The sequence below is a fragment of the Leucobacter sp. G161 genome (assembly GCF_001482305.1).
Classification (GTDB): domain Bacteria; phylum Actinomycetota; class Actinomycetes; order Actinomycetales; family Microbacteriaceae; genus Leucobacter.
The window spans coordinates 12,752-32,614 of record NZ_LOHP01000067.1 but is presented as its reverse complement, the minus strand read 5'-3'; the positions used below and the strand labels follow the sequence as shown (position 1 = coordinate 32,614).

14 protein-coding genes and 1 tRNA gene are annotated in these 19,863 nt (G+C 65.5%); 4 read left to right on the top strand and 11 right to left on the bottom strand.

All coding sequences use genetic code 11. The annotated features are described in order from the left end of the window. Nucleotides 1–29 precede the first annotated feature (29 nt). Both AUL38_RS11260 and argS read right to left on the bottom strand, forming a co-directional pair. On the bottom strand, nucleotides 30–776 hold the full coding sequence (locus AUL38_RS11260) for an LmeA family phospholipid-binding protein (protein ID WP_059062242.1): 747 nt from the start codon (nucleotides 774–776) through the stop codon (nucleotides 30–32). A gap of 3 nt (nucleotides 777–779) precedes the next feature. Further along, nucleotides 780–2,459, bottom strand: coding sequence for an arginine--tRNA ligase (argS, locus tag AUL38_RS11255; RefSeq protein ID WP_059062240.1), 1,680 nt, complete (start codon nucleotides 2,457–2,459; stop codon nucleotides 780–782). A gap of 107 nt (nucleotides 2,460–2,566) precedes the next feature. Between argS and AUL38_RS11250 the strand changes: the two genes are divergently transcribed. From AUL38_RS11250 to AUL38_RS11240, 3 genes are all read left to right on the top strand, one after another. Continuing rightward, nucleotides 2,567–2,639 (top strand) — tRNA-Arg (locus AUL38_RS11250). 71 nt (nucleotides 2,640–2,710) lie between these two features. Continuing rightward, the gene (locus tag AUL38_RS11245) at nucleotides 2,711–3,217 is read left to right on the top strand and encodes a hypothetical protein (RefSeq protein ID WP_153006564.1); all 507 of its coding nucleotides are present in this window, start codon (nucleotides 2,711–2,713) and stop codon (nucleotides 3,215–3,217) included. 132 nt (nucleotides 3,218–3,349) lie between these two features. Then, nucleotides 3,350–4,255, top strand: a complete 906-nt coding sequence (locus AUL38_RS11240) for a phosphatase PAP2 family protein (protein WP_083506814.1) — start codon at nucleotides 3,350–3,352, stop codon at nucleotides 4,253–4,255. A 121-nt stretch (nucleotides 4,256–4,376) separates the two neighbouring features. Here AUL38_RS11240 and AUL38_RS11235 read toward each other — a convergent pair whose 3' ends face one another. Continuing rightward, entirely contained in the window at nucleotides 4,377–7,481 is a 3,105-nt protein-coding gene (locus AUL38_RS11235; protein WP_059062235.1) for a LamG domain-containing protein, read from the bottom strand. Between the two features lie 142 nt (nucleotides 7,482–7,623). After that, nucleotides 7,624–9,258: an AMP-binding protein gene (locus AUL38_RS11230; RefSeq protein WP_059062319.1), complete on the bottom strand. Its 1,635-nt coding sequence runs from the start codon at nucleotides 9,256–9,258 to the stop codon at nucleotides 7,624–7,626. 241 nt (nucleotides 9,259–9,499) lie between these two features. On the opposite strand from AUL38_RS11230, the gene AUL38_RS11225 reads away from it, so the two are divergent. Next, a complete protein-coding gene (locus AUL38_RS11225; protein ID WP_153006563.1) occupies nucleotides 9,500–10,345 on the top strand; it encodes a response regulator transcription factor in 846 nt (281 codons plus the stop codon). A 51-nt stretch (nucleotides 10,346–10,396) separates the two neighbouring features. On the opposite strand, the gene AUL38_RS11220 is transcribed toward AUL38_RS11225, so the two are convergent. From AUL38_RS11220 to AUL38_RS11190, 7 genes are all read right to left on the bottom strand, one after another. Further along, complete coding sequence (locus AUL38_RS11220) at nucleotides 10,397–11,059, bottom strand: TetR/AcrR family transcriptional regulator (RefSeq protein WP_059062232.1); 663 nt, start codon at nucleotides 11,057–11,059, stop codon at nucleotides 10,397–10,399. 13 nt (nucleotides 11,060–11,072) lie between these two features. Further along, a complete protein-coding gene (locus tag AUL38_RS11215) occupies nucleotides 11,073–13,259 on the bottom strand; it encodes a YhgE/Pip domain-containing protein (RefSeq protein ID WP_059062229.1) in 2,187 nt (728 codons plus the stop codon). Beyond that, nucleotides 13,256–16,015, bottom strand: coding sequence for a YhgE/Pip domain-containing protein (locus AUL38_RS11210; protein WP_235590699.1), 2,760 nt, complete (start codon nucleotides 16,013–16,015; stop codon nucleotides 13,256–13,258). The genes AUL38_RS11215 and AUL38_RS11210 overlap by 4 nt, the downstream gene beginning before the upstream one ends. Before the next feature lie 128 nt (nucleotides 16,016–16,143). After that, complete coding sequence (locus AUL38_RS11205; RefSeq protein ID WP_059062227.1) at nucleotides 16,144–17,154, bottom strand: iron chelate uptake ABC transporter family permease subunit; 1,011 nt, start codon at nucleotides 17,152–17,154, stop codon at nucleotides 16,144–16,146. Then, complete coding sequence (locus AUL38_RS11200; RefSeq protein WP_059062225.1) at nucleotides 17,151–18,179, bottom strand: iron ABC transporter permease; 1,029 nt, start codon at nucleotides 18,177–18,179, stop codon at nucleotides 17,151–17,153. The genes AUL38_RS11205 and AUL38_RS11200 overlap by 4 nt, the downstream gene beginning before the upstream one ends. After that, a complete protein-coding gene (locus AUL38_RS11195) occupies nucleotides 18,176–19,201 on the bottom strand; it encodes an ABC transporter substrate-binding protein (protein ID WP_059062222.1) in 1,026 nt (341 codons plus the stop codon). The genes AUL38_RS11200 and AUL38_RS11195 overlap by 4 nt, the downstream gene beginning before the upstream one ends. A gap of 29 nt (nucleotides 19,202–19,230) precedes the next feature. After that, a complete protein-coding gene (locus tag AUL38_RS11190) occupies nucleotides 19,231–19,830 on the bottom strand; it encodes a TetR/AcrR family transcriptional regulator (RefSeq protein ID WP_059062219.1) in 600 nt (199 codons plus the stop codon). Nucleotides 19,831–19,863: the final 33 nt, after the last annotated feature.

The window sequence follows — 19,863 nt, the reverse complement described above, 5'->3', positions numbered from 1 at the left end:
CGGCACCCGCGGCGACCGGTCAGCGACCGTCAGCCGCAGGTGCCGAGCTCCTGCTGCGCGGGGTTCGACAGGAAGTCGGGTGCCAGCCCAAACTCGACACGCGCTCCGCTCGTCGTGATCGAGATGTCAGTGAGCGTCGCCCCCGCCGGGATCCATTCGCTGACGCACAGCTGTCTCGCGGAGAGCAGCGGGTCGAGCAGTCCCCCGGTCGCCGACGCCAGCTGATCCACTGAGAGATCAAAACCTACCGCCGAGAGCCCACGCGGCTCCACAAGCACTTCGCCGTCGACCGCCGACAGGCCCAGCGTCGCCTCGATGGGAACAGAGAAGCCCAGCGCCTCGAGCTGCCGGCCGACAACAAGCTCGCCGCTGCTCGTCTTGCCCGAATCCACGAGCCCACTCGTGAGCAGCGAGATCACCGGTCCTAGATCCGCTGTCTTCACATAGATCGCCGCGGTCACGCCCTCCATCTCACCCTGCGAGGGGTCAAAGGGGGAACGATCCGCACGGAAATCCAGCGTCGCCCGCACGCCGTCAGCCACCGGAGCATCCGGGATCTCCACCTCGATGTCCCCGACGCCGCCACCGATCGCGTACAGCAGCGCTGAGCCGCCGAGCTGCACGTCAACCGGGTGGCTCCGGGGCAGGTCGAGCTGCTCACGGGCGATCTTCTCGACCACCCCGGGGATCGCAAGGCGCAGCCCCCACTCGGCGAGCCCGGCGAGCACGCCGACGGCCACCACCAGCGCGATGATGACTTTCAGCGGGCGAGGCATGATTTACAGGCGCTCCGGTGCCGAGACGCCGAGCAGGTCGAGCCCGTTCCGCAGCACCTGGCCAGCCGCGTCGTTCAGCCACAGGCGGGTACGGTGCAGATCGGTGACCGGCTCCTCGCCGAGCGGGATCACGCGGCAGTTGTCGTACCAACGGTGGTACACAGCGGCGAGCTCCTCGAGGAAGCGTGCGATGCGGTGCGGCTCGCGTAGCTCAGCGGCACCCGCGACGATGCCCGGGTACTGCTGCAGTTTGCCGAGCAGATCCGTCTCAGTCTCGTGCGTGAGCAGCTCGGGGGCAAAGGCCTCGCGGGTGATGCCCGCGGCCTCAGCGTTGCGATCGACCGCGCAGGTGCGTGCGTGCGCGTACTGCACGTAAAACACCGGGTTGTCGTTGGTGCGGCTGCGTACCTTCTCGCCGTCGAGCGAAAGGGGCGAATCCGCCGGGTAGCGCGCGAGCCAGTAGCGCAGCGCGTCAGCGCCGAGCCACTCGAGCAGGTCGGTGAGCTCGATGATGTTGCCGGCACGCTTCGACAGCTTCGCACCGTCGAGGTTCACCATCTGGCCGATGAGAACCGTGATGTCGGTCTCGATGTTGTCGCCCGCCGCGCCTGCGATCGCGGTGAGGCGACCGATGTAGCCGTGGTGGTCTGCGCCGAGCAGATAAATCTTCTCGGTGAAGCCGCGGTCCATCTTCGACAGGTAGTAGGCGGCGTCGGCCGCGAAGTACGTGTAGATGCCGTTACCGCGGGTGAAGACGCGATCCTTGTCGTCACCGAAATCGGTCGTGCGCACCCAGATCGCGTCGTCCTCTTCAAAGACGTGCCCCTGCTCGCGGAGGCGGTCAATCGAGAGTTCAATCGGGCTCGGTTCGCCGTTCTCGCCCTTCGCGTGCAGCGTCCGCTCCGAGAAGTAGACGTCGAAGTGCACGTTGAAGCGTTCGAGCGAGTCCTTGATCTCGGCGAGCTGCAGCTGGTATGCGAGCTCTTGCGTCTGCTCGAGTGCGGCGTCGCGATCCTCTGCCGCGAGCTCAGCGAGGTTCGGCAGCTGCTCGCGGACCTGCGCACCGAGCGTCTGAATGTACTCGCCCGGGTACGCGTCCTCCGGCGCTTCCTCGCCGAGAGCAGCGGCAAGCACCGAACGGCCGAACTTGTTCATCTGCGAACCGGCGTCATTGATGTAGTACTCGTTCGTCACCTCAGCGCCCGAAGCACGCAGCACGCGCGCAGTCGAGTCACCAAGCGCAGCCCAGCGCGTGTGCCCCATGTGCAGGGGCCCCGTCGGGTTGGCGCTTACGAACTCAAGGTTGATGCGCTGACCGGCGAGAACGTCATTGCGCCCGTAATCGGCGCCCTGCTCGACGACCCGGCGGGCGGTTTCGCCAGCGCTAGCGGCATCGAGCGTGATGTTCATGAATCCGGGGCCAGCGATCTCGGCCTTCGCGACGCCGTCAATCTTCTCGATCTCGACGACAAGCTCCTCAGCCAGCGCACGCGGGTTCGTGCCGATGCGCTTCGCGAACTTCATCGCAACGTTCGACGCCCAGTCCCCGTGTTCACGGTTCTTCGGTCGCTCCAGCTGCGTGTCCTGCTCGGTCACGGCAATCTCGGCGGCGTCTCCCCCGCGAGCGGCGAAGTTGGCAGCGAGAATCTGGGCAAGGGCGTGTGCAAGTTCTTGTGGCGTCACAAGCGACAAGTCTACCGGCAGGCGCGGGGTGACCGAACCGCCCGACGGCCGGGCGGTGTTCCACCCGCGCTCCCAGGTGCGCTAGGCTTGGGGAGTTACATTTGCTCGCCTCCGTAGCTCAGGGGATAGAGCGCCGGTTTCCGGTACCGTAGGCCGCAGGTTCGAATCCTGCCGGGGGCACGTGTGATGCGGCTTCAGCGTTTGGCGCTGGAGCCGCTTTTCTTTTCTTCGGCCCGAGCTATGCTGCAGGAATGACTACGGGACTACCGGAGAGTGCGGATGAGCCAGCTCGCCTGACGCGGACAGAGCGCGTGAGGGTGATCATCGGCGGCGTTCTTCTCCCCGTCTCGGTCGTGCTGTTCATGTGGGTCATGGCATCGTCCTGGAACGACCTACCGGTTTCGTTCCCTTCGCACTGGGGCAAGGACGGCGTCGACAGCTTCTTGCCGCCGCAGGCCTTTATCAATACGCAGGCGATTGCCGCCGGCGTCGCAGCGCTGGTCAGCACCGGGATCGCCTTGGGAAACCTCACGAGCGGAGCCTGGTCACCTCTCAGCCGAGGTTTCACCGCTGTAGCCGTCGGGGTGACTGCTTCGATTGCCCTCGGCTTCTTCGTGCTGCTGCTTCGTTCGCGCGGGTTGTCAACCGCGGAGGTCATTGACCTCGGGGGTGGTGCAGGAATTGCGGGCGTCGGCGGCGGGTTCGTGGTCTTCCTCACCGCGGCGTTACTCGTCCTCCCCCGGGGAGAATACCGCTGACATCACCGCGTGGCTGGTTGCCTCTTCGTAGCTGTGGCGCAACAATACATTTCACCTTCGTCAGTCAGCTACTTCTACGCGCCGCTCCGACAGCGCAAACGCTGTCCAGAGATTTCAGTTCAGGGGATACACATGGAGAACATCATCACCGAAGAGCGGACCGGTGGGGGCCCAACCCAGCTGGTGACAAGCCCCACCCGTTGGTGGTACCTGCTTGCTGTTGCGAGCGTCCTTCTCGCGGTCATCTATATCGGCGCTGTGCTGACACCAGCCGGCCAGTCCTTTGAGAACGCTGCCCTCCGTGGGGCCGATCAGATTGACCAGGCCGAATTCTCCGAGGCAAGTCGCGCCCTGGAACAAATCACGCTCTGGAGCTTGGCAGTCACCACACTCGCAGTCGGGGCCATTGGACTCCTCCGACGATCCATCACCCTGGCAGCCGTGGCGATGGGCGTCATCTTCGTCGGGCAGGTCATCACCCAAGCGTTGAAGCGGTTCATTCTCCCAAGACCCGAGCTTGTAGAAGTGACCGGTGATTACGCCGGCAACTCGTTTCCTTCCGGGCACACGACAATTGCTATGACCGTGATCATCGCACTGTTCCTCGTTGTCCCGTACAAGTGGCGCGGGCTAGCGATGCTGCTGGTCAGCCCGTGGGCCTTCGGTATCGGCGCGTACACGATCACAGCGAAGTGGCATCGTCTCTCCGACACCATCGGAGCCGACCTTGTCGCGCTCATCGTTGGCGCGCTCGCCTCGCTCCTGCTGCTGCGGATGGGGTATGTCGAACGCGATGAGTCCCGACCACGACCGCGCCTCATTTTTGTGTGGGGCGCTGGAATCGTGGCAGTGCTGCTCATGGCCGTGGGGTGCATTCTCGCGTCAGTGGCTTGGCGGTATCCCCTGGATCTCCCCATCGTCGAGTGGGATCTCTTCCTTGCCGCGCACTCTTTTTCGCTCGCGGGCTCAATATTCGCCCTCCTGGCTTTCTGGTGGACATGGCGCGGCATTTCGGTACGCGTCTCACAGCGCCGTTAGGCGCCCCGACACCGCAGACGGACAGGGCCCTCCACCCCGACTGACGAGCACACGGCTCGTGTCGGGTTGGAGGGCCCGGAAGCCGTGCGACCTCGGCACGAGCTTCCCGGTCATTACGGCGCTACTGGCGGCGCATGCGTGTCCGCAACCACAGCACGCCACCAGCTGCGGCGAGCATAGCCGTCGCGGCTCCAGCGAGCAGCCACGCGGTGACGGGATCGCCACCGGTTGCCGCAAGGCCGTCCCGGCTCAGCGATCCCGATCCCTTGCCGCCGTTTTCTCCGGGCTGAGCACCGTCACCGGGAGTGCCAGAACCGCCGTCACCGGGGCCTCCATCACCCGGGCCACCATCACCCGGGCCACCGTCACCGTCACCGTCACCGTCACCGTCACCGTCACCGTCACCGGGGCCGCCATCGCCGGGCCCCCCGTCGACGACCTTCGCAAACGCGACGGAGACGAGTACCTTGCCCTGAACTCCGGTGAGCATGAGTTCCTCACCTGAAACCGCAAAACTATCGGCGCCAGTGACGTCAATGACCGCGTCCTTGATCTGGAACCCGGCGGCGGGCTTGAGTGCGAGCCGGAGCTCGCCGTCGAGATCGGCGACGCCCTCGGCAGGCGTGACCTCACCGTTGCTGGCCTCAACCGCGTAGGCAAATCGAACAGCCTGCGCCTCGACCGAATCCACCGCGGACTTCAGCGCGTCGTACCCGGCACGCAGCGCGTCCTTCGCCGGTGCCGCATCCGCAAGCGCGGTTTCACTCTGCGTGAGTGCTGCGGCGAGCGCCTCATCGAGTGCAGGATCGAAGACGCGGCCGTTTGTGGCATGGACCTCGTTCGCAGCGACGAGATCCTTCGCGTACTCGACGGCGCCGGTGAGCGCCTCGGTCTCCGCGGTCGCGTCTGCCGCGGCGTAGAGACCTGCGACCTCCGCGGCGGTGAGCGGTGAGTCCCACATCTTCAGGTCGTCCATGTCGAACCCGAGCCCGTAGTTCTTCAGGCCGTCAACGCCGATGTGCATGTCGAGTTCGCTCGTCATATCACCGACGCCCGAGATGTCCATTTCCTTGGCAAGCACACCGTCCATGTAGGTGCTGGCGATGTTGCGGGTGCGGTCGACGGACACGGTCATGAGGTGCCAGGAGTTTCGGAAGTCCGCAACGTCTCCGGTCGTGTACACGCCGTTCTTGCCGTCGCCGAGGGTGAACTCGAGTCTGCTCGTATTCGTGTACTCGGGCGCCACGTTGATCCCCGAGCGGTACCAGTTCGCCCAGTTCTTGTTGCTGATCATCGCGCCGTAGCCGTTGAGCCCGGTGACCTTTGCCCAGAAGCTTATGGTGAGGTCTTTGTCGGTGCCGAGATCGAACTCGGCACGCTTGCCGAGGTTCACGTAGCTGCCGTTGCCGGTGCCGATACGTACTGCCTGTCCTGCGGCACCGCGGCGATCGGTGTCGACGTAGCTCACCGACCCGACTGCGGAGTACTCGGGGGCAGCAGCAGCTGCGGTGCCCTCATCGGTCAGGTCGCCCTCGAACGGGAGGTTCAGGAACTCACCTGTCGGTGCAGGTGCCGCGGTCTCCGGGTACTCGGGGAACACGAGCGTGCCTGCGGTCCGCACGGTGCCCGTGAGCGGCTCCGACCTGTTCTCAAAGTCGTCGAACGCGGAGACCTTCACGTTGTAGGTCTTTGCGGCCTTCAGACCCTTGATATCGAAGCCCATCGTGTTTGGCGTCATGTAGAAACGCGAGTAGGCCTTGAACGATCCGTTCAACGATTTGGGCGCGTTGTTGCCGAAGTCTGGCACCTGGTTCGCCGTGAACGGCACCGGGTTGCCGGCCTGGTCGGTGATTTCGACCTCGTAGAAGTTGACGAGCTCGTCGTCCTTCGCCTGGTCGAACTCGAGCGTGAGCGAGGTTTCGGTGACGTCGCTCGCGGTCACGGCTGCGGCGTCCCACCAGGGCGCTACCTTGCTGCGCTGATCGTCGGTGTAGGTGAAGCCGTCCTTGCCCTTCGAGGTGTCGATCACCCAAGGTATGCCGAGCCACCGCTGGTGGGTGACGTCGAAGCGGCGAATCACGGTGTCGCCGTCTTCGAGCACGGTGACGAAGTTGGCGCTCTTCTGGGAGATCCCCGCTGCAGCGTCTCCCTGGTTGCCGCCGAAGTACTCGCCGCCGATGAAGTCACCGGGAACGCTCTGATAGATGTAGTTCATCGAGGCGTTCTCGTACACCGTGAAGTCTTTTTGGTAGATACTCGTCTCGGGGTTCGAGGAGAAGTGGCTGTGCGCCGAACCCAGCACGGCCTGCGGGTAGTCGGCGAGGATCCGCATGAGGTCCGGGCCAGCCATGTCCTGCTTGTTGCGGAAGGGGCCGCCGAGGGTGGTGCTGCCGTAGCCGCTGTGCATCGACACGAAGATCGGCTTCGTCTTGTCGTAGTCGGGTTTGGCGGCGATGCCCGCGAGGGTCTTGGTGAGGTACTCCTGGTAGCCGGTCTGCTGCCCGGCGTACCCGTAGGTGCTCGTACCGTTGTAGTCGAGGCCGATAAAGTCGATGCCCTCGATCGTGGTGTGGAAGTTGCTCACATACTGGGAGTCAGCGTTCGGGTAGAACCATTCCGGTGCTCCCTCGGGGGCGTGCTGCGCGCGTGCCTCGTCAAAGGTCTTTCCCATGAGATCTGCGATGTCGTGGTTGCCCTGCGTGAGGAGCACATTCGCCTCGGGGAACGTCTCGCGCATAACGCGCTCGACCGCACGGTACCAGCCGGCGGGCTTTTCGCTGTTGCCGGCGATGTGGGCATTGTATTCCGGGTCATTCACGCCGACGACGTCGCCGTTGTTGACAACTGCGCGGGCTTGGAAGCCCTTGGCATCGGCCCATGCTCGGAGGTTCACGAAGTGTGGCTTCGCACCGTCGTAGGCCACCTGCTCCGAGGTTTTCTCGCCTGTCGGGCCCCCCATGAGTTCAGTGTCGGACATCGTGATGAACTCGAGTGTCGCGGCGGCTCCGTTGTACGCGTCGTTCGCGGCGTTGATACGTTCCTGGGTCATGGCCTGGGGCGCTGCGGTGGCCGAGGCTGGCTGCGCCGGAGCCGTCGCATGGGCGGGCGTCATCGGTGCGAGCAGTGCCACCGCGGTGCATGCAGCGAGCGCGCCGCCCCACAGACTCCTGCGCAATGGTGCGCCGGAGCCGACGTGCGCCTCCGACGAATACTGAGTGTTTTGCATCAATTCTCCTTGTGAGTGCACAGCTGTGCTCCCTCAATCTAAAGAGCCCGCATTACGGGAGATTGATGCATCGGTGAACCACCGACAACGACGATGTGAAGGTCTGGCGGGCCTCGGACGTGCGGAGCCCGCCAGCCACCCATCATCGAGGGTTCGAGACCGGATTCGGGCGGTCCGTGAGCGCGCGAAGCGCCCCCTTGGTGACCTTCCCGGTTGCCGTGCGCGGGAGTTGCTCCACGAAGACAACGTAGTCGGGTACCTTGTAGCGGGCGAGCGAGCCGCGGGCGAATTCGAGCAGCTCCGTTTCGGACGCCTGGGCCCCGGGCCGGAGCAGCACGTACGCCTTGGGGCGTTCGCCCCAGTGCTCGTGCGGATACCCGACCACAGCGATGTCTTGCACCGATGGGTGCCCGCTCATGGCGCTCTCCACTTCGACGCTCGAAATGTTCTCGCCGCCGGAAATAATGATGTCCTTCGCGCGGTCCTTGATCTCGATGTAGCCGTCGGGATGCATCACTCCGAGGTCTCCGGTGTGGAACCAGCCGCCGGCGAACGCTGCCGCCGTCGCCTCAGGGTCGTTGAAGTAGCCGAGCATCACCGTATTCCCCCGGAACACGATCTCACCGAGGGTTTCTCCGTCGGCAGGTACGTCAGCCATGTCCTCGGTGACCACGCGTGCTCGGTTTGCCTGCACCATCGCTACGCCCTGCCTACTCACCATCCTGGCGCGTTCCGCTGTCGAGAGCTGTGCCCAACCAGGCTGGTGCTCGCACACGGTGATGGGGCCATACGTTTCGGTGAGCCCGTAGGCGTGCACGACCTCAATGTCGAGCGATTCGAGCTGCGCCAGCACGGCAGGTGTGGGTGGGGCTCCCGCCGTCGTGATGCGCAACGGTGTCTGGACCGCGTGCGCCATCTCGGCGTTCACGATGGTGCTGCACACGGTGGGGGCTCCCGAGAGATGAGAAATGCCCAGGGTATCGATCGCCTCCCAGATCCGGTCAGCACGTACCTCGCGGAGACACACGTGCGTGCCTCCCGCGGCGGTCACGGCCCACGGACCGCACCAGCCGTTGCAGTGAAAGAGCGGGAGTGTCCAGAGGTACACGGTGTCAGCGTCGAACGCGTTGTGGTGCATCTCCCCGACCGCGTTGAGATAGGCCCCGCGGTGGGTATACATCACGCCCTTGGGTGCCCCTGTGGTTCCCGACGTGTAGTTGAGCGAAATGAGCCCGAGCTCATCGGCGACGCCCCACTCGAGGTCTTTGGTGTCACCCGCGTGCTGAGCAACGAATGCGTCGAAGGCGAGCTCCCCGAGGCCGAGGCCGGAACGTTCGAGGCCAAACTCAGGGTCGGCGATCTCGATGGTGGTTGCCACAGCTGTGCCGCCCTTCCAGTCGGAGCCGTGCTGGCGCGCGAGCTCCGCATCAATAAAGAGCAAGGTGGCGCCAGAGTGTCGGAGGATCTCCGTCACCTCACCCGTCCCGAGACGGGTGTTGATGGCGACGAGGACGCCGCCGGCGAGCGGCACGGCAAAGTGCGCGACGAGCAGCTCGGGGATATTCGGTGCGAGAAACGCAACGCGATCGCCGGGCTGGATCTCTGCCCGGATCGCCCGCGCGAGCGCTTCGGCGTGGGCGACGAACTCGGCGTAACTGTGCGACCGCTTCCCATAGATGATCGCGGTCTTGTCGGGATACACTTCACCCGCTCGCGCCAGAAAATCGAGCGGGCTCACGGGCGACAGGTTGACTGAACTGTGTTGAACGTTCTGCATGACCATTCCTTGCGACTCTGCAATTGATAGCTGAACTATGGACTGTACGGCGGTCCCGTCGACCCGGGCTACGGCCAAAGGTCGGTAGTGGAGCCGCCGTGCCAACGTTCAACGTGCGCCCCTCGGCTTTCGAAGGTACCTTGGGGATGCACCGCCGGCTACGGCGAAGGCACCGGGAGGACAGAGTCGTCATGAAGCTTCAATCGCATTGGACGTGCACTGCGCTACACAGGAGCAGAGCGTGTCTGGAATAACCCCGCGCCCGCAATCGGCAGTGGACCGCGCGCTTTCCGCCCTCACTGCCAAGGAACGCTTCGCCGTATCGTTCAGCGGGTGGGCTGCTGACGCAGTCGCCCCACTCTCCGCATTCTCTGGCACGGTCGGGCAGAGCATACACGGCCTCGTCATCGAGACGAACGAGGGGCTCGGCGGGAAGGCCCTCGCGCTGCAAAAACCCGTGGCAGCTGCGAACTACCACAGCTCCAGAGAGATCACACATCGCTACGACCGTGAGGTGCGCGCTGAGCAAATCAAGACGCTCGTCGCGGTCCCCGTAGTCGTTGGCCGAAATGTACGTGCGCTCCTCTACGGCGGATTGCGGACACGGTCCGGCATCGGCGACGATCTCCTCAGATTCGCGTTTTCCGCGGCCAAGTCAGTTGCGTGGGAGATTTCAGTCGAAGAGGAGGTCCAACGCAGGCTTCGAAGCGCCGAGGCGGATCGCGTCGTGCTCGAACGCGGTAGCAGTCCCGCGCGCACGCAGGAGCTCACCGAACAGTTCGCTGAACTGCGAGACCTGGTGAGGCTGATGCCTGACGAGGAGACACGCGAGCGACTCGAAGCGCTCGGGGAAGCAGTGTTTGGCACAGAGGCCAGGGGGCAACTGCGCAGCGACACCCTGTCGGCGCGGGAATTGGAAGTCGTGGCGCAGGTTGCGCTGGGGCACCGCAACGCGGACATCGCCGAGACGCTCTTCCTGAAGCAATCGACAGTGAAGGCGTACCTCGGCTCAGCGATGCGCAAGCTCGGCGTCAAGGGCCGCTACCAGGCTGTCATCGCGGCGCGCGCCCAACGCCTGATCCCCTAGAGTCGTCCCCGTCCACGGGAATGCCTGGCGAGCGGGGGTCGCTCCCCGTGCTCACCGCGGTGGCGGCACAGAACCGACAGCCTCAGCTTCGGTCGCCAAGAGCTTCGCCTGTTCTCCCCACGACAGCCCGGCAATGCTCAGAACAACCTTCACCGCGGTGTCAGCAGTGTCTACTGAGGTGATACGCCTATCGCGAAGTGTGGCTTTCGCTGCCTCCTCGATCAGCAGTGCGAGTACATTCGGGCTCATATCGGCGCGGAATACGCCGGCGGTAATGCCCGCCCTCGTGAGCGAACTGAGGCGTTGTCTCAGCGGCTCGAGCGCATGCGCTGCGTCTTCGCGGTAGAGCTCGTTCATTGAGATATTCACCGATGCCCGCACCGTCGAGGCAGCGTGCCAGAGCCCCTCTGCAAGGTACACAAGCGCGATGCGAGGGTCGTCGTGCACGGCGCCGTCGGCGATTTCTCGATATCGTTTGGCGCTCACCTCGACGATCTCTCGAAGCAAACTATCGCGGTCAGGGAAGTGCCCGTAGAGGGCCCGTCGAGAGAGACCGGCAGCTTGCGCGATACTGTCGAGCGACGCGTTCGGGTGTTCTGCAAGCGCTTCTTGAGCGGCCCGCAACAGCGTTTCGCGATTCTTTGCCGCGTCGCGCCGACGAACATCGGGCACGAGCTTCAGCACGCTCGGCTCATTCACCGGTTGGGCGGTCATGTCTGTTCGGTCCTCACATCAGCTTGGTCGACTCGAGGGCCTCCATGAGGCCACGGTTGAACGGAATCATTGGGCGACGCAGCACGAGGCCGAGCAGCAGCGCGGGGAGCACGAACAGCGCCAGCGTGCCAAGCGCGATCCAGAAGTCGCCGCCGTAGATCCCCGCCACCGCAGCGCGCAACGCTTCAATCGCGTAGGTCGCTGGCAGGAACGGGCTGATGTTCTGGAACCAGACCGGGAGGAGCTCGAGCGGGTACGCCCCACCCGACCCCGAAATCTGGATCACGAGCAGCAGCACAGCGAGGGCCTTGCCTGCGTTGCCGAACGCGACAACGAGGGTGTAGATGATGAGGGTGAACACCATCGAGATCACCCAGCCGGCGAGAATCAGCAGCAGCGGATGCGCTGGCTCGATCTGCACGAACACCACAAGGCCGACAGTGAGCAGCGTACTCTGCGCGAGCCCGACGAGCGCGAACACCCCGTAGCGGCCGAGGTATTTCTGCGTGAGTGTCGGTTTGGGCCTCTCGGGGAGCACCTCATCGCTGACGTCGACACGGATCGTGACGGTCATGAGGAGCGCGCCCACCCACAGCGCGAGCACGCTGTAGAGCGGGGCCATGCCTGCTCCGAAGCCGACAACGGGGAAGACGGCTGTGCGTTCGACTCTCACGGGCTCGGCGAGCGAGGTCGCGAGCACGCTGGGGCCAGCTCCGATGACCTCGGAGAGCGCGCTGAGGTCGCCGGTGTCGGCGGCCGTCGCGAGTGCGCGCTGAAGCTCACCGAACGTATCGGCCGTCTCGTTCAGGGATCTCGCGATCTGCTGTGTCGCCTCCCCCGAGCCCGTGAGCACCGAGCGGACGGAGCCCGCGGCACCTGAGAGCGTCGATGACGAGCCGGCGAGGTCACCCTTAATCCCAGCGACATCGGCGCTGATCGTGTCAAGCGTCGCTGCGAGCTGGTCGAGCTGCGGTTTCAAGCCATCGCGGTATGCGGCTTGCGCGTCGGTAAGTGCGGCCTTCGCCTCGGCGACAGCATCGCTGATACCAGCGTGTGACTGCTGCGCGCTCTCGTTACCCGCGGCGATATCGGTTGCCGCCTGCCGCATACGGTCACGCACGCCCTCCTGCCGCGCGATTGAGTTATCGAGGCTAGCGAGCACCCGGGAGAAGCCCGCTTGGGCAGATTCGGGGAGGCTCGGCCCGACCTCGGCTTCGAGCGTGTGCTTCAGAGCCGTGAGCTGGTCGATCTGCACCTGCACGGAGTCGGCGAGCGCACCCAGCGACGCCGCCTGGCTCGCGCTCGTGGAACCTGCCTGCGCGAACAGTTCGTCGATGCGAGCCCCGACAGCGTCGTAGCTCCCCGCCGCCGAGCCAAGTGCGTCGACGAGTGACTGCGTCGCCCCTTGGAGTGCCGATTTGAGGTCGCCGACGGCGGCGACCCCGCCACCCACGGCGTTCGACGTGTCATCGAACGCGTCGCCCGCGGCGGAGACGAGCGATTCGGCGCTGTCGACGAGCGGGATGCTCGTGTTCACGAGCGCGGAGAGCGTGTCGGCGGTGCGCGCGCTCGCTCTGAGCTGCGTCTCAATGCCCGCGACGCGCGCCTCAACGCGCGTCAGCGCTGCCTGGGTGTCGTCGTCCGAGAGGTAGTCAGAGACAGAGGAGACGAGGCTGAGCGCGACCTCGCTGAGGGTCACCGTGAACGCCTCACTGATCTGGGAGGAGACGCCCTCGGCGCCCTGCTCAGTGATCTTTGGGGCGAGCGCGTTCTTCTTCTCGTTCGTGTAGAAGTCGATGTCGGTGCGATCTGCGCCGTCGGCGTAGAACGTCATCATGTCGCTGCTGAACGATGGGGGTAACACGATCGCGGCGTAGTAGGCGCCGGAGCGGGTGCCGTCGATCGCGTCGTCTTTCGAGGTGATGACCCAGTCGAGGCCGTCGTTTGCGCGCAGTTCGGAGAGCACCTGCTCGCCGACGTTGATGCGGATCGGCATGAGGTCGCTTTGGAACCCCTCGTCCGAGCTCGCGACGGCGACCTTGAGGTTGCTCGTGTTCGCAAAGGGGTCCCAGCTCGCGATGACGTTGAACCAGGTGAACAGCGAGGGAATGATGACGAGGCCGAACAGCACGATCGAGGCCATCACGTTTCGGGTTGCGTGGCGCACGTCGCGGCGCACAATACTCAGAATGGTGTTCATGCGCGCGGTCCTCCCTCGTGTGCTTCGGTGTCGTCGGTGGTGGTGTCGTCCGGGCTGTGCTCGTCTGCTTCGCCGGCCGAGGGCGGATCCCCAAACCAGTCGGCCATGAGCTCGTCAAGGTTGTCGTCGCCTCGATCGGCCGCAGCGCTTCGCTCGGATTCCCCTGAAGCCGTCACGTTCTGCTCTGGTCCGGCCGAAGCCGAACCGGCCGTAGCCGCAGCGAGAGCGGGCTCTGAATCAGGCCAGGAGTGCAGGCTCGAACGCTCGGTGAGCATCGCGTCCCGTAGCTCTCCGTCGTCGAGGCTCGCAATCTCGCGGGCGTGACCAAAGCTCTTCTTTACGTACTCAATCACCACGAGGAATCCCATGATGAGCAGGCACCAGAGCACCCATACTCCGAGCAGTGGGGCCTTGCCGCCTGGCAGCAGCCACGCGATCACCCCGATCACCGCGAGGCCCGCGACCCCGACGAGCAGGGTTCCGCGCAGCATCAGGGGATAGTGCTCGGTGAACGGTCGCGCGCGGCGTTCGAGGTCTTCGCGGTATTCTCCCCTGTTCTGCAGCGCGTGGATCACGTCGCTCAGCCGGTACCCCGAGCCGACGACCTGCACCTTTTCGCCGATGAGCAGGTCTGTCGATGCGATTTCCCTGTTGAACAAGAGGTTGAAGTTCGCGAGCCTGCGCCGCAGCACGAGACCGAGCACGAGGGCGAGCACCATCATGAGGGCGAGTACCCCGACGAAGCCCCAGTAGTGCGCTCCGTAGAAGCCCGCAATCGTCTCGCGCATCGCGTCGATACCGTATGAGAACGGCAGCAGCGGGTAGATCGCGCGGAAGAAGCCTGGCATGAGCTCGATCGGGTACAGGCCAGAGGCGCCAGGGATCTGCATGATGACGAGCAGCACACAGAGCCCCCGCCCGACGTGCCCGAAGGCGACAGAGAGCGCATAGATGATGCTCACGTAGACGAGCGCGGTAAACACGCCCGTCGCAACAAAGGCCACGGCGCTCGCGGTCTGCACTCCGATGATGAGGTTGCCGACGCAGACGATCACCGCCTGCAGCGCCGCGAGTGTTCCGAGCAGCAAAAAGCGGCCGAAATACGCCTGGCGCACGGTCACATCGCGCAGGCCCTCAGTGTCGACCTCGACCTTGAAGATGACCATGAGCACGAAGGCGCCGATCCACAGTGACAGGTTTGTGAACAGCGCGGCCATGGCCGAGCCGTAGGCGTTGATCGGGAACACGACCTGCTCGTCGACGACGACTGGCGAGGCGACGAATTCGGAGATCTGCGACGGGTCGAGCCCTGTCAGCGTCGAGAGTGTGCCCCATTCCGAGGCGGCGCCGAGCGCGAGCACGTCGGCCCGCGCAGTGTTCACACCGTCGCGGATACCAGCGATGTCTGCTGCGAAGCTGTCAAGCGCGCTCCCCGTCGCGACAAGCTGCGCGTCAATGCCACCGAGCAACGAATCGGTCTGGGCGAGGACTGCCTGCTGCGAACTGAGCGCCGCAGAGAACGCTCCCGCGCTGGCCGAGAGCTGCGACATTGCGGCGTTGACCGCAGGTACCGTCTCGCCGATAACGCGACGCATATCGGCCGCGGCGCCACGGGTCTCCTGCATCGCCTGGTCGAGCGCCGCAGTCGCGTCGGCGACGGATTGGACGGCCGCCGCCGCCTCCGAGTTAGTTTGCTTGAGCGAGGCGAGCAGCTTCTGGTTCGCTGTGTTCTGCTCTTGGAGCTGTGTGAGGGTGGCTTCGAGCCGTTCGAGCCCGGGCGCATTTGGCTCGGCCTGGGCGATGAGTTCTTGGAGCTGGGCGATCGCCTGCTCGTTTGACGCGACGACGGCTGTGATCTCGGTGATCGATGCGTCGATCCGGCCGCTCGCCTGCTTGAGCTGCTGGGTGAGTTCGGCGACTGAGACGTTCGCCGAGGCTGCCGCGTCGGCGAGCACCGATGTGCCCTTGAGATACGCAGCAGTGGCGGCGTCGCTGAAGGCAACGACCTGGCGCTGCGTCTCGAGCACGATCGATTGCGCCTGGCCCACGGCTCCCTGCACATCGCCGAGCGCCGCGTCGACGTCGGCGAGTGTGCCGCGCGCGCCGGCGAGCGACTCCCGTGACGAGTCGAGGCCGTCCTTGAGTTTGTCGATGCTCTTGCCTGCGCCGTCGAGCTTCTTGGCGGTTTCGTCGAAGGCGTTGAGCGTGTCGCCGCGGGCGTTCAACAGTCTGAGTTCGACCGAGTCACCCGCGTCTTTGACGGCTTCGGTCGCGGCACTCGCGACCTGTTCTTTGAAGGCGCTCGTGATCTGCTTGTCGAGCGTCGAAGCCCCGACGTCGGTGATCTTCGGCGCGATCGCGCTTGCCTTTTCGTTGACGTAGTACTGCAGCGCTGGCTGCGTGAACGTGCCCGTTGTCATGCTCAGCAGGTCGCTGCTGAAGTCTTCTGGGATCACGATCGCGGCGTAGACGTCGCCCCGTTTCACGGCCGAGTGAGCCTCGGCCTCCCCCATGAACTGCCATCCGAGCTGGTCGTTGCCTTTGAGTTGGTCGACGACTGAATCGCCAATGTTCACCTCGCCAGTGAGCTCCGAGTCCGCCCCAGAGTCGAGGTTTGCGACTGCGATCTTGATGTTCTCGGTGTTCGAGTACGGATCCCAAAACGCGTTGATGTTGAACCAGGCATACAGCGCCGGCGTGATGAGGATGCCAATGACGATGACCCAGCTTTTGCGCACGCGGACTAGCCGGTTCACATCCCGTTTAAATATCTGCCAGCTTTGTCCCACAGAAAAACCATACCGCTTAGTTGCACACTCGTGTGCAACTTCACAGATATTTCTTCGATGTTCGCTGTCCGCGATGCCATCGCGATCCCATCAACTTACCGCCGCCGCAGGAGAATCGACAGTGTCAGATAGGCCCCACCCAGCGTGACCGTCACGGCCCCAACGGGCACCTGCGTCGGGGCGAAAGCGTGCGCCGCGATCCAGTCCGCGGCGCTCAGGAGCACGCCGCCCGTCAGCGCGGCCGCCAGAATCGGAGCGCTCCGTGGGAGCACAGCGCGCGCGAGGTGTGGCGCAGCGAGCGCGACAAACACGATCGGACCGGCGACAGCGGTCGTGACAGCAGTGAGCGCAACCGCGCACACGATGCACGCGTTGCGCACGAGCGTGACGCGCATGCCGAGCGCCCGCGCGAGATCATCACCGAGCGCGAGAATTCGCAGCTTTGGGGCGAACGCCGCGGCTACAAGCGCGATCGCCCCAAGCAAGGCGAGGGCCGGCGCCACCTGTTGCCAGCCCAGGCTGTCGAGCGTGCCGGCAGCCCATACCGAACCGACCGTCGCTGTCGCGGTGTCGGTCTTATAGACGAGCCAGGTGTTGAACGCCCCGAGCACGGCCGCAACAGCGATACCCGTGAGGAGGAACGCTCGCCCGCCGATGCCCGCCCGCGAGGCCAGCGCGAGCACGATGGCCGCGGTAGCGAGCCCGCCGGCGAGCGAGGCCCCGGCCAGCAGCGCGAAACCGGGCGCGGGAACCAGCGCGAGCACGACAAGCACGCCTGTGTAGGCGCCGGTGTTAAACCCAACCACGTCGGGGCTGCCGAGCGGATTACGGGTCAGGGATTGAAAGATCGCGCCCGATGTGCCGAGTGCGGCACCGAACGCCACTGCGGCAAGCGCTCTCGGAAGACGCCAGGTGCGCACAACCGTCGCCGTGAAATCGTCGCCTGCGCCGACGAGCGCGCCCCACACGTCCGGTGCGCTCAGCGCAAGGTCGCCCGTCGCGAGCGCGGCGGCGAGGATGACGCAGGCGAGTGCTGCCCCCAGCGCCCAGCGCCATGCGCCGCTCGGAGCCGTTGACCGGGGCGCCGCGCCCACTGCACGGCTCATCTCGTTCTCCGCACGAGCACGAGCAGCACGGGGGCGCCCAGCGCAGCAGAGACGATACCAACCGGGAGCTCACCGGGCCAGAGCACGATTCGCGCGAGCACGTCGGCGAGCAGCACGAGTGACGGGCCGACGAGGAGGCAGGCACACAACACGCGCGTGGTGTCGGGGCCGGTAAACGGCCTGACGAGGTGCGGCACCATGAGGCCGACGAAGCCGAGCGGACCGGCGATCGCCGTCGCCCCACCGACGAGGCACGCGGTCGCGAGCCCCGTCCCCGCGCGTGTGAGCAGCGGGTGCGTCCCAAGGCCCTGGGCGAGGTCGTCACCGAGCGCGAGCGCGTTGAGCGGTCGGGCGAGCACCAGCGCGAGCACGACGCCGCTGAGAAGGACGGGGAGGCTCTGCCAGAGCACTGCATGGTTCGGGCTCGCGAGCGAGCCAGCCGACCACGCGCGCATGGCGTCGAGCATTCGTGGGTTGAGGAGCGTGATGGCTGCCTGCATGCCGGCGACGGTCATGCTGAATGCGACGCCAGCAAGAATGAGCCTGGAACCGTCGCCCTTGCCACGGAGACCGAGCACGAGCACGATCGCGGTGACGATGCCGGCCCCCGCGACGGCGAGCGCGGCGATGCCAGTTGCCGAGCTTATCCCCCACGCGCTCATCCCGATGACGACAGCGAACGCGGCGCCAGAGCTCACACCAAGGAGGCCCGGGTCGGCGAGCGGATTGCGGGTCATGCCTTGCATGAGGGCACCTGCCGCAGCGAGCGCGGCGCCAACGACAATGGCCGCGAGCGTGCGCGGCACGCGCACCTGCAGCACGAGCGTGGTGAGGTCGTCACTCGCCTCACCCGCGAGGAGCGCGCCGAGCTCCCCAGGCGTGACCGGCCGGGAGCCAACGAACACACTCAGCACGGCCAGTGCGCAGAGCACAACGACACAGGCGATACCCGCTCCGAGAAGGCGAAGCGCGCGGGGCCGGGCGACGCCTGCGGCTCGCTGCGCCTCTCGGAGCGTTGTCGTCACTTCGCCGGAATGAGTTCGAGGCCGGGGCGAAGCTCACTGAGGAGCCACGGCACCGATGCGACGTTCGGATCTTGCAGCGCGGTGGCCGCCTCGAGCCCGACTGGCACGTAGCGCTCTGACATGATCGGCTGGGCGGACACGATGGGGTCGTTCTCGAACTTCGCCTGCAGCGCGTCAGACTGGAACGTCATGAACAGCACCCCTGCGTCGTTGAACAGCGGCGCCTGCTCGACGCTGACGTCGATCGCCCCGGGGACCGAACCAGTGCCACCGAGTTCGGTGACCGCTGGGAGCGACACCAGGCCGAGGCGCTGCATGAACTGCGCGGTGACGTTCGCCTGTTCGACGAGCATCACGACGACGCCGTCGCGTGCCTGGCCGTAGAGAAACGTGCCGCCGTCGAGATTCGGCAGCTCCCCCTGGAGGTCGGCGATCGCGGTGTCGGCCTGATCGATCAGCGCCTCAGCGCCGTCGGTCTCGCCGAGGGCCTCGCCAACACGCAGCGCCGAGTCGTCGCTCGTCGCACCGTAGAGTGCCTCGCTGTATGTGACGACGGGCGCTATGTCGCTCAGCTGGTCGTAGAGCTTCTCATCGAGCGTGAAGGCCGCGGTCGCGAGGATGATGTCGGGCCTCGCCGATGCCACCTGCTCAACGTTCACGCTCATCGGGTTCACCCATACGGTGCTGTCAGGGAGGGCATCAATGTACGGCAGGTTTTTCTCGCTGCCTGAGCCCGAGATGCTCGTGAACGACTCGGGCGCGACGACAACGTTTGCCCCGAGTGCTGAGGCGAGCGCGACGTCCGCATAGCCCAGGGTCGCGACTCGTTCGGGTTTGGCCGGGATCGTGACCTCGCCGTAGGCGTTCTCGAGCGTGACGGGGAAGCCGGCGCTCGCTGCGGCGGGCGCGGGTTGCGCGTCCGAATCGTCTTGCGCGTTGGCGCAGCCGGCGAGCAGCAGGGCGCCGGTGACGAGCGTTGCGAGCGCGGGGAGGGCCCTGCGGTGAGCGAGGGAGAGGGACATTGTGCTTCTTTCTCTGTGTGGTGCTGTGGCTAGGAGGCTTGCAGCGTCGCAGCTATCGCGGCGAGAATCGCGGCAGGGGTCGCTGCCCGGTCGAGTTCGGTCCACCGCGACGCGAGACCCGTCACGCGCGGGAGGGGGCCGACCGCGGAGGTGTCTGGCAGCGAGCTGGGCGCGCCGGCCGGCGCTGCAGAGGTGATCGTTGCGGCGCCGAGGATCGCGGCGAGCATGGTGCGGTAGAACAGGAATGCGCGCTCGTCGTCAAGCCCTGCGGCCGCCGCGCAGTCAAGAAAGCCCTCGGGAAACCGCATGCCGGCCGGGCTCGCGAGCCTGCCTGTCGAAATGAGGCGGATCATCCAGGGGTGGAGCGCGAGAAAGTCGTGGAGGGTAAGGGCGAGGGCCACCGCGTCGGCGCGCGGGTCGCTCGTGCGCTCGGGGAATTCGAGCGTTTCGGAGACGCGTACGACGAGTGCGAGCAGCAGCGCGTCGCGGTCGGCGAAGTAGCGGTAGAGCGCCATCGGCGTGACGTTTAGGCCTGCGGCGAGCGAGCGCATTGACAGCCCGGCCTCGCCGTCTGCCTCGATCATGCGCATGGCTTCATCGACGATGAGATCGTGGTCAAGCTTGCTCATAAAGTTCCTCTGATGTTGGTTAGGTCAGCCTTA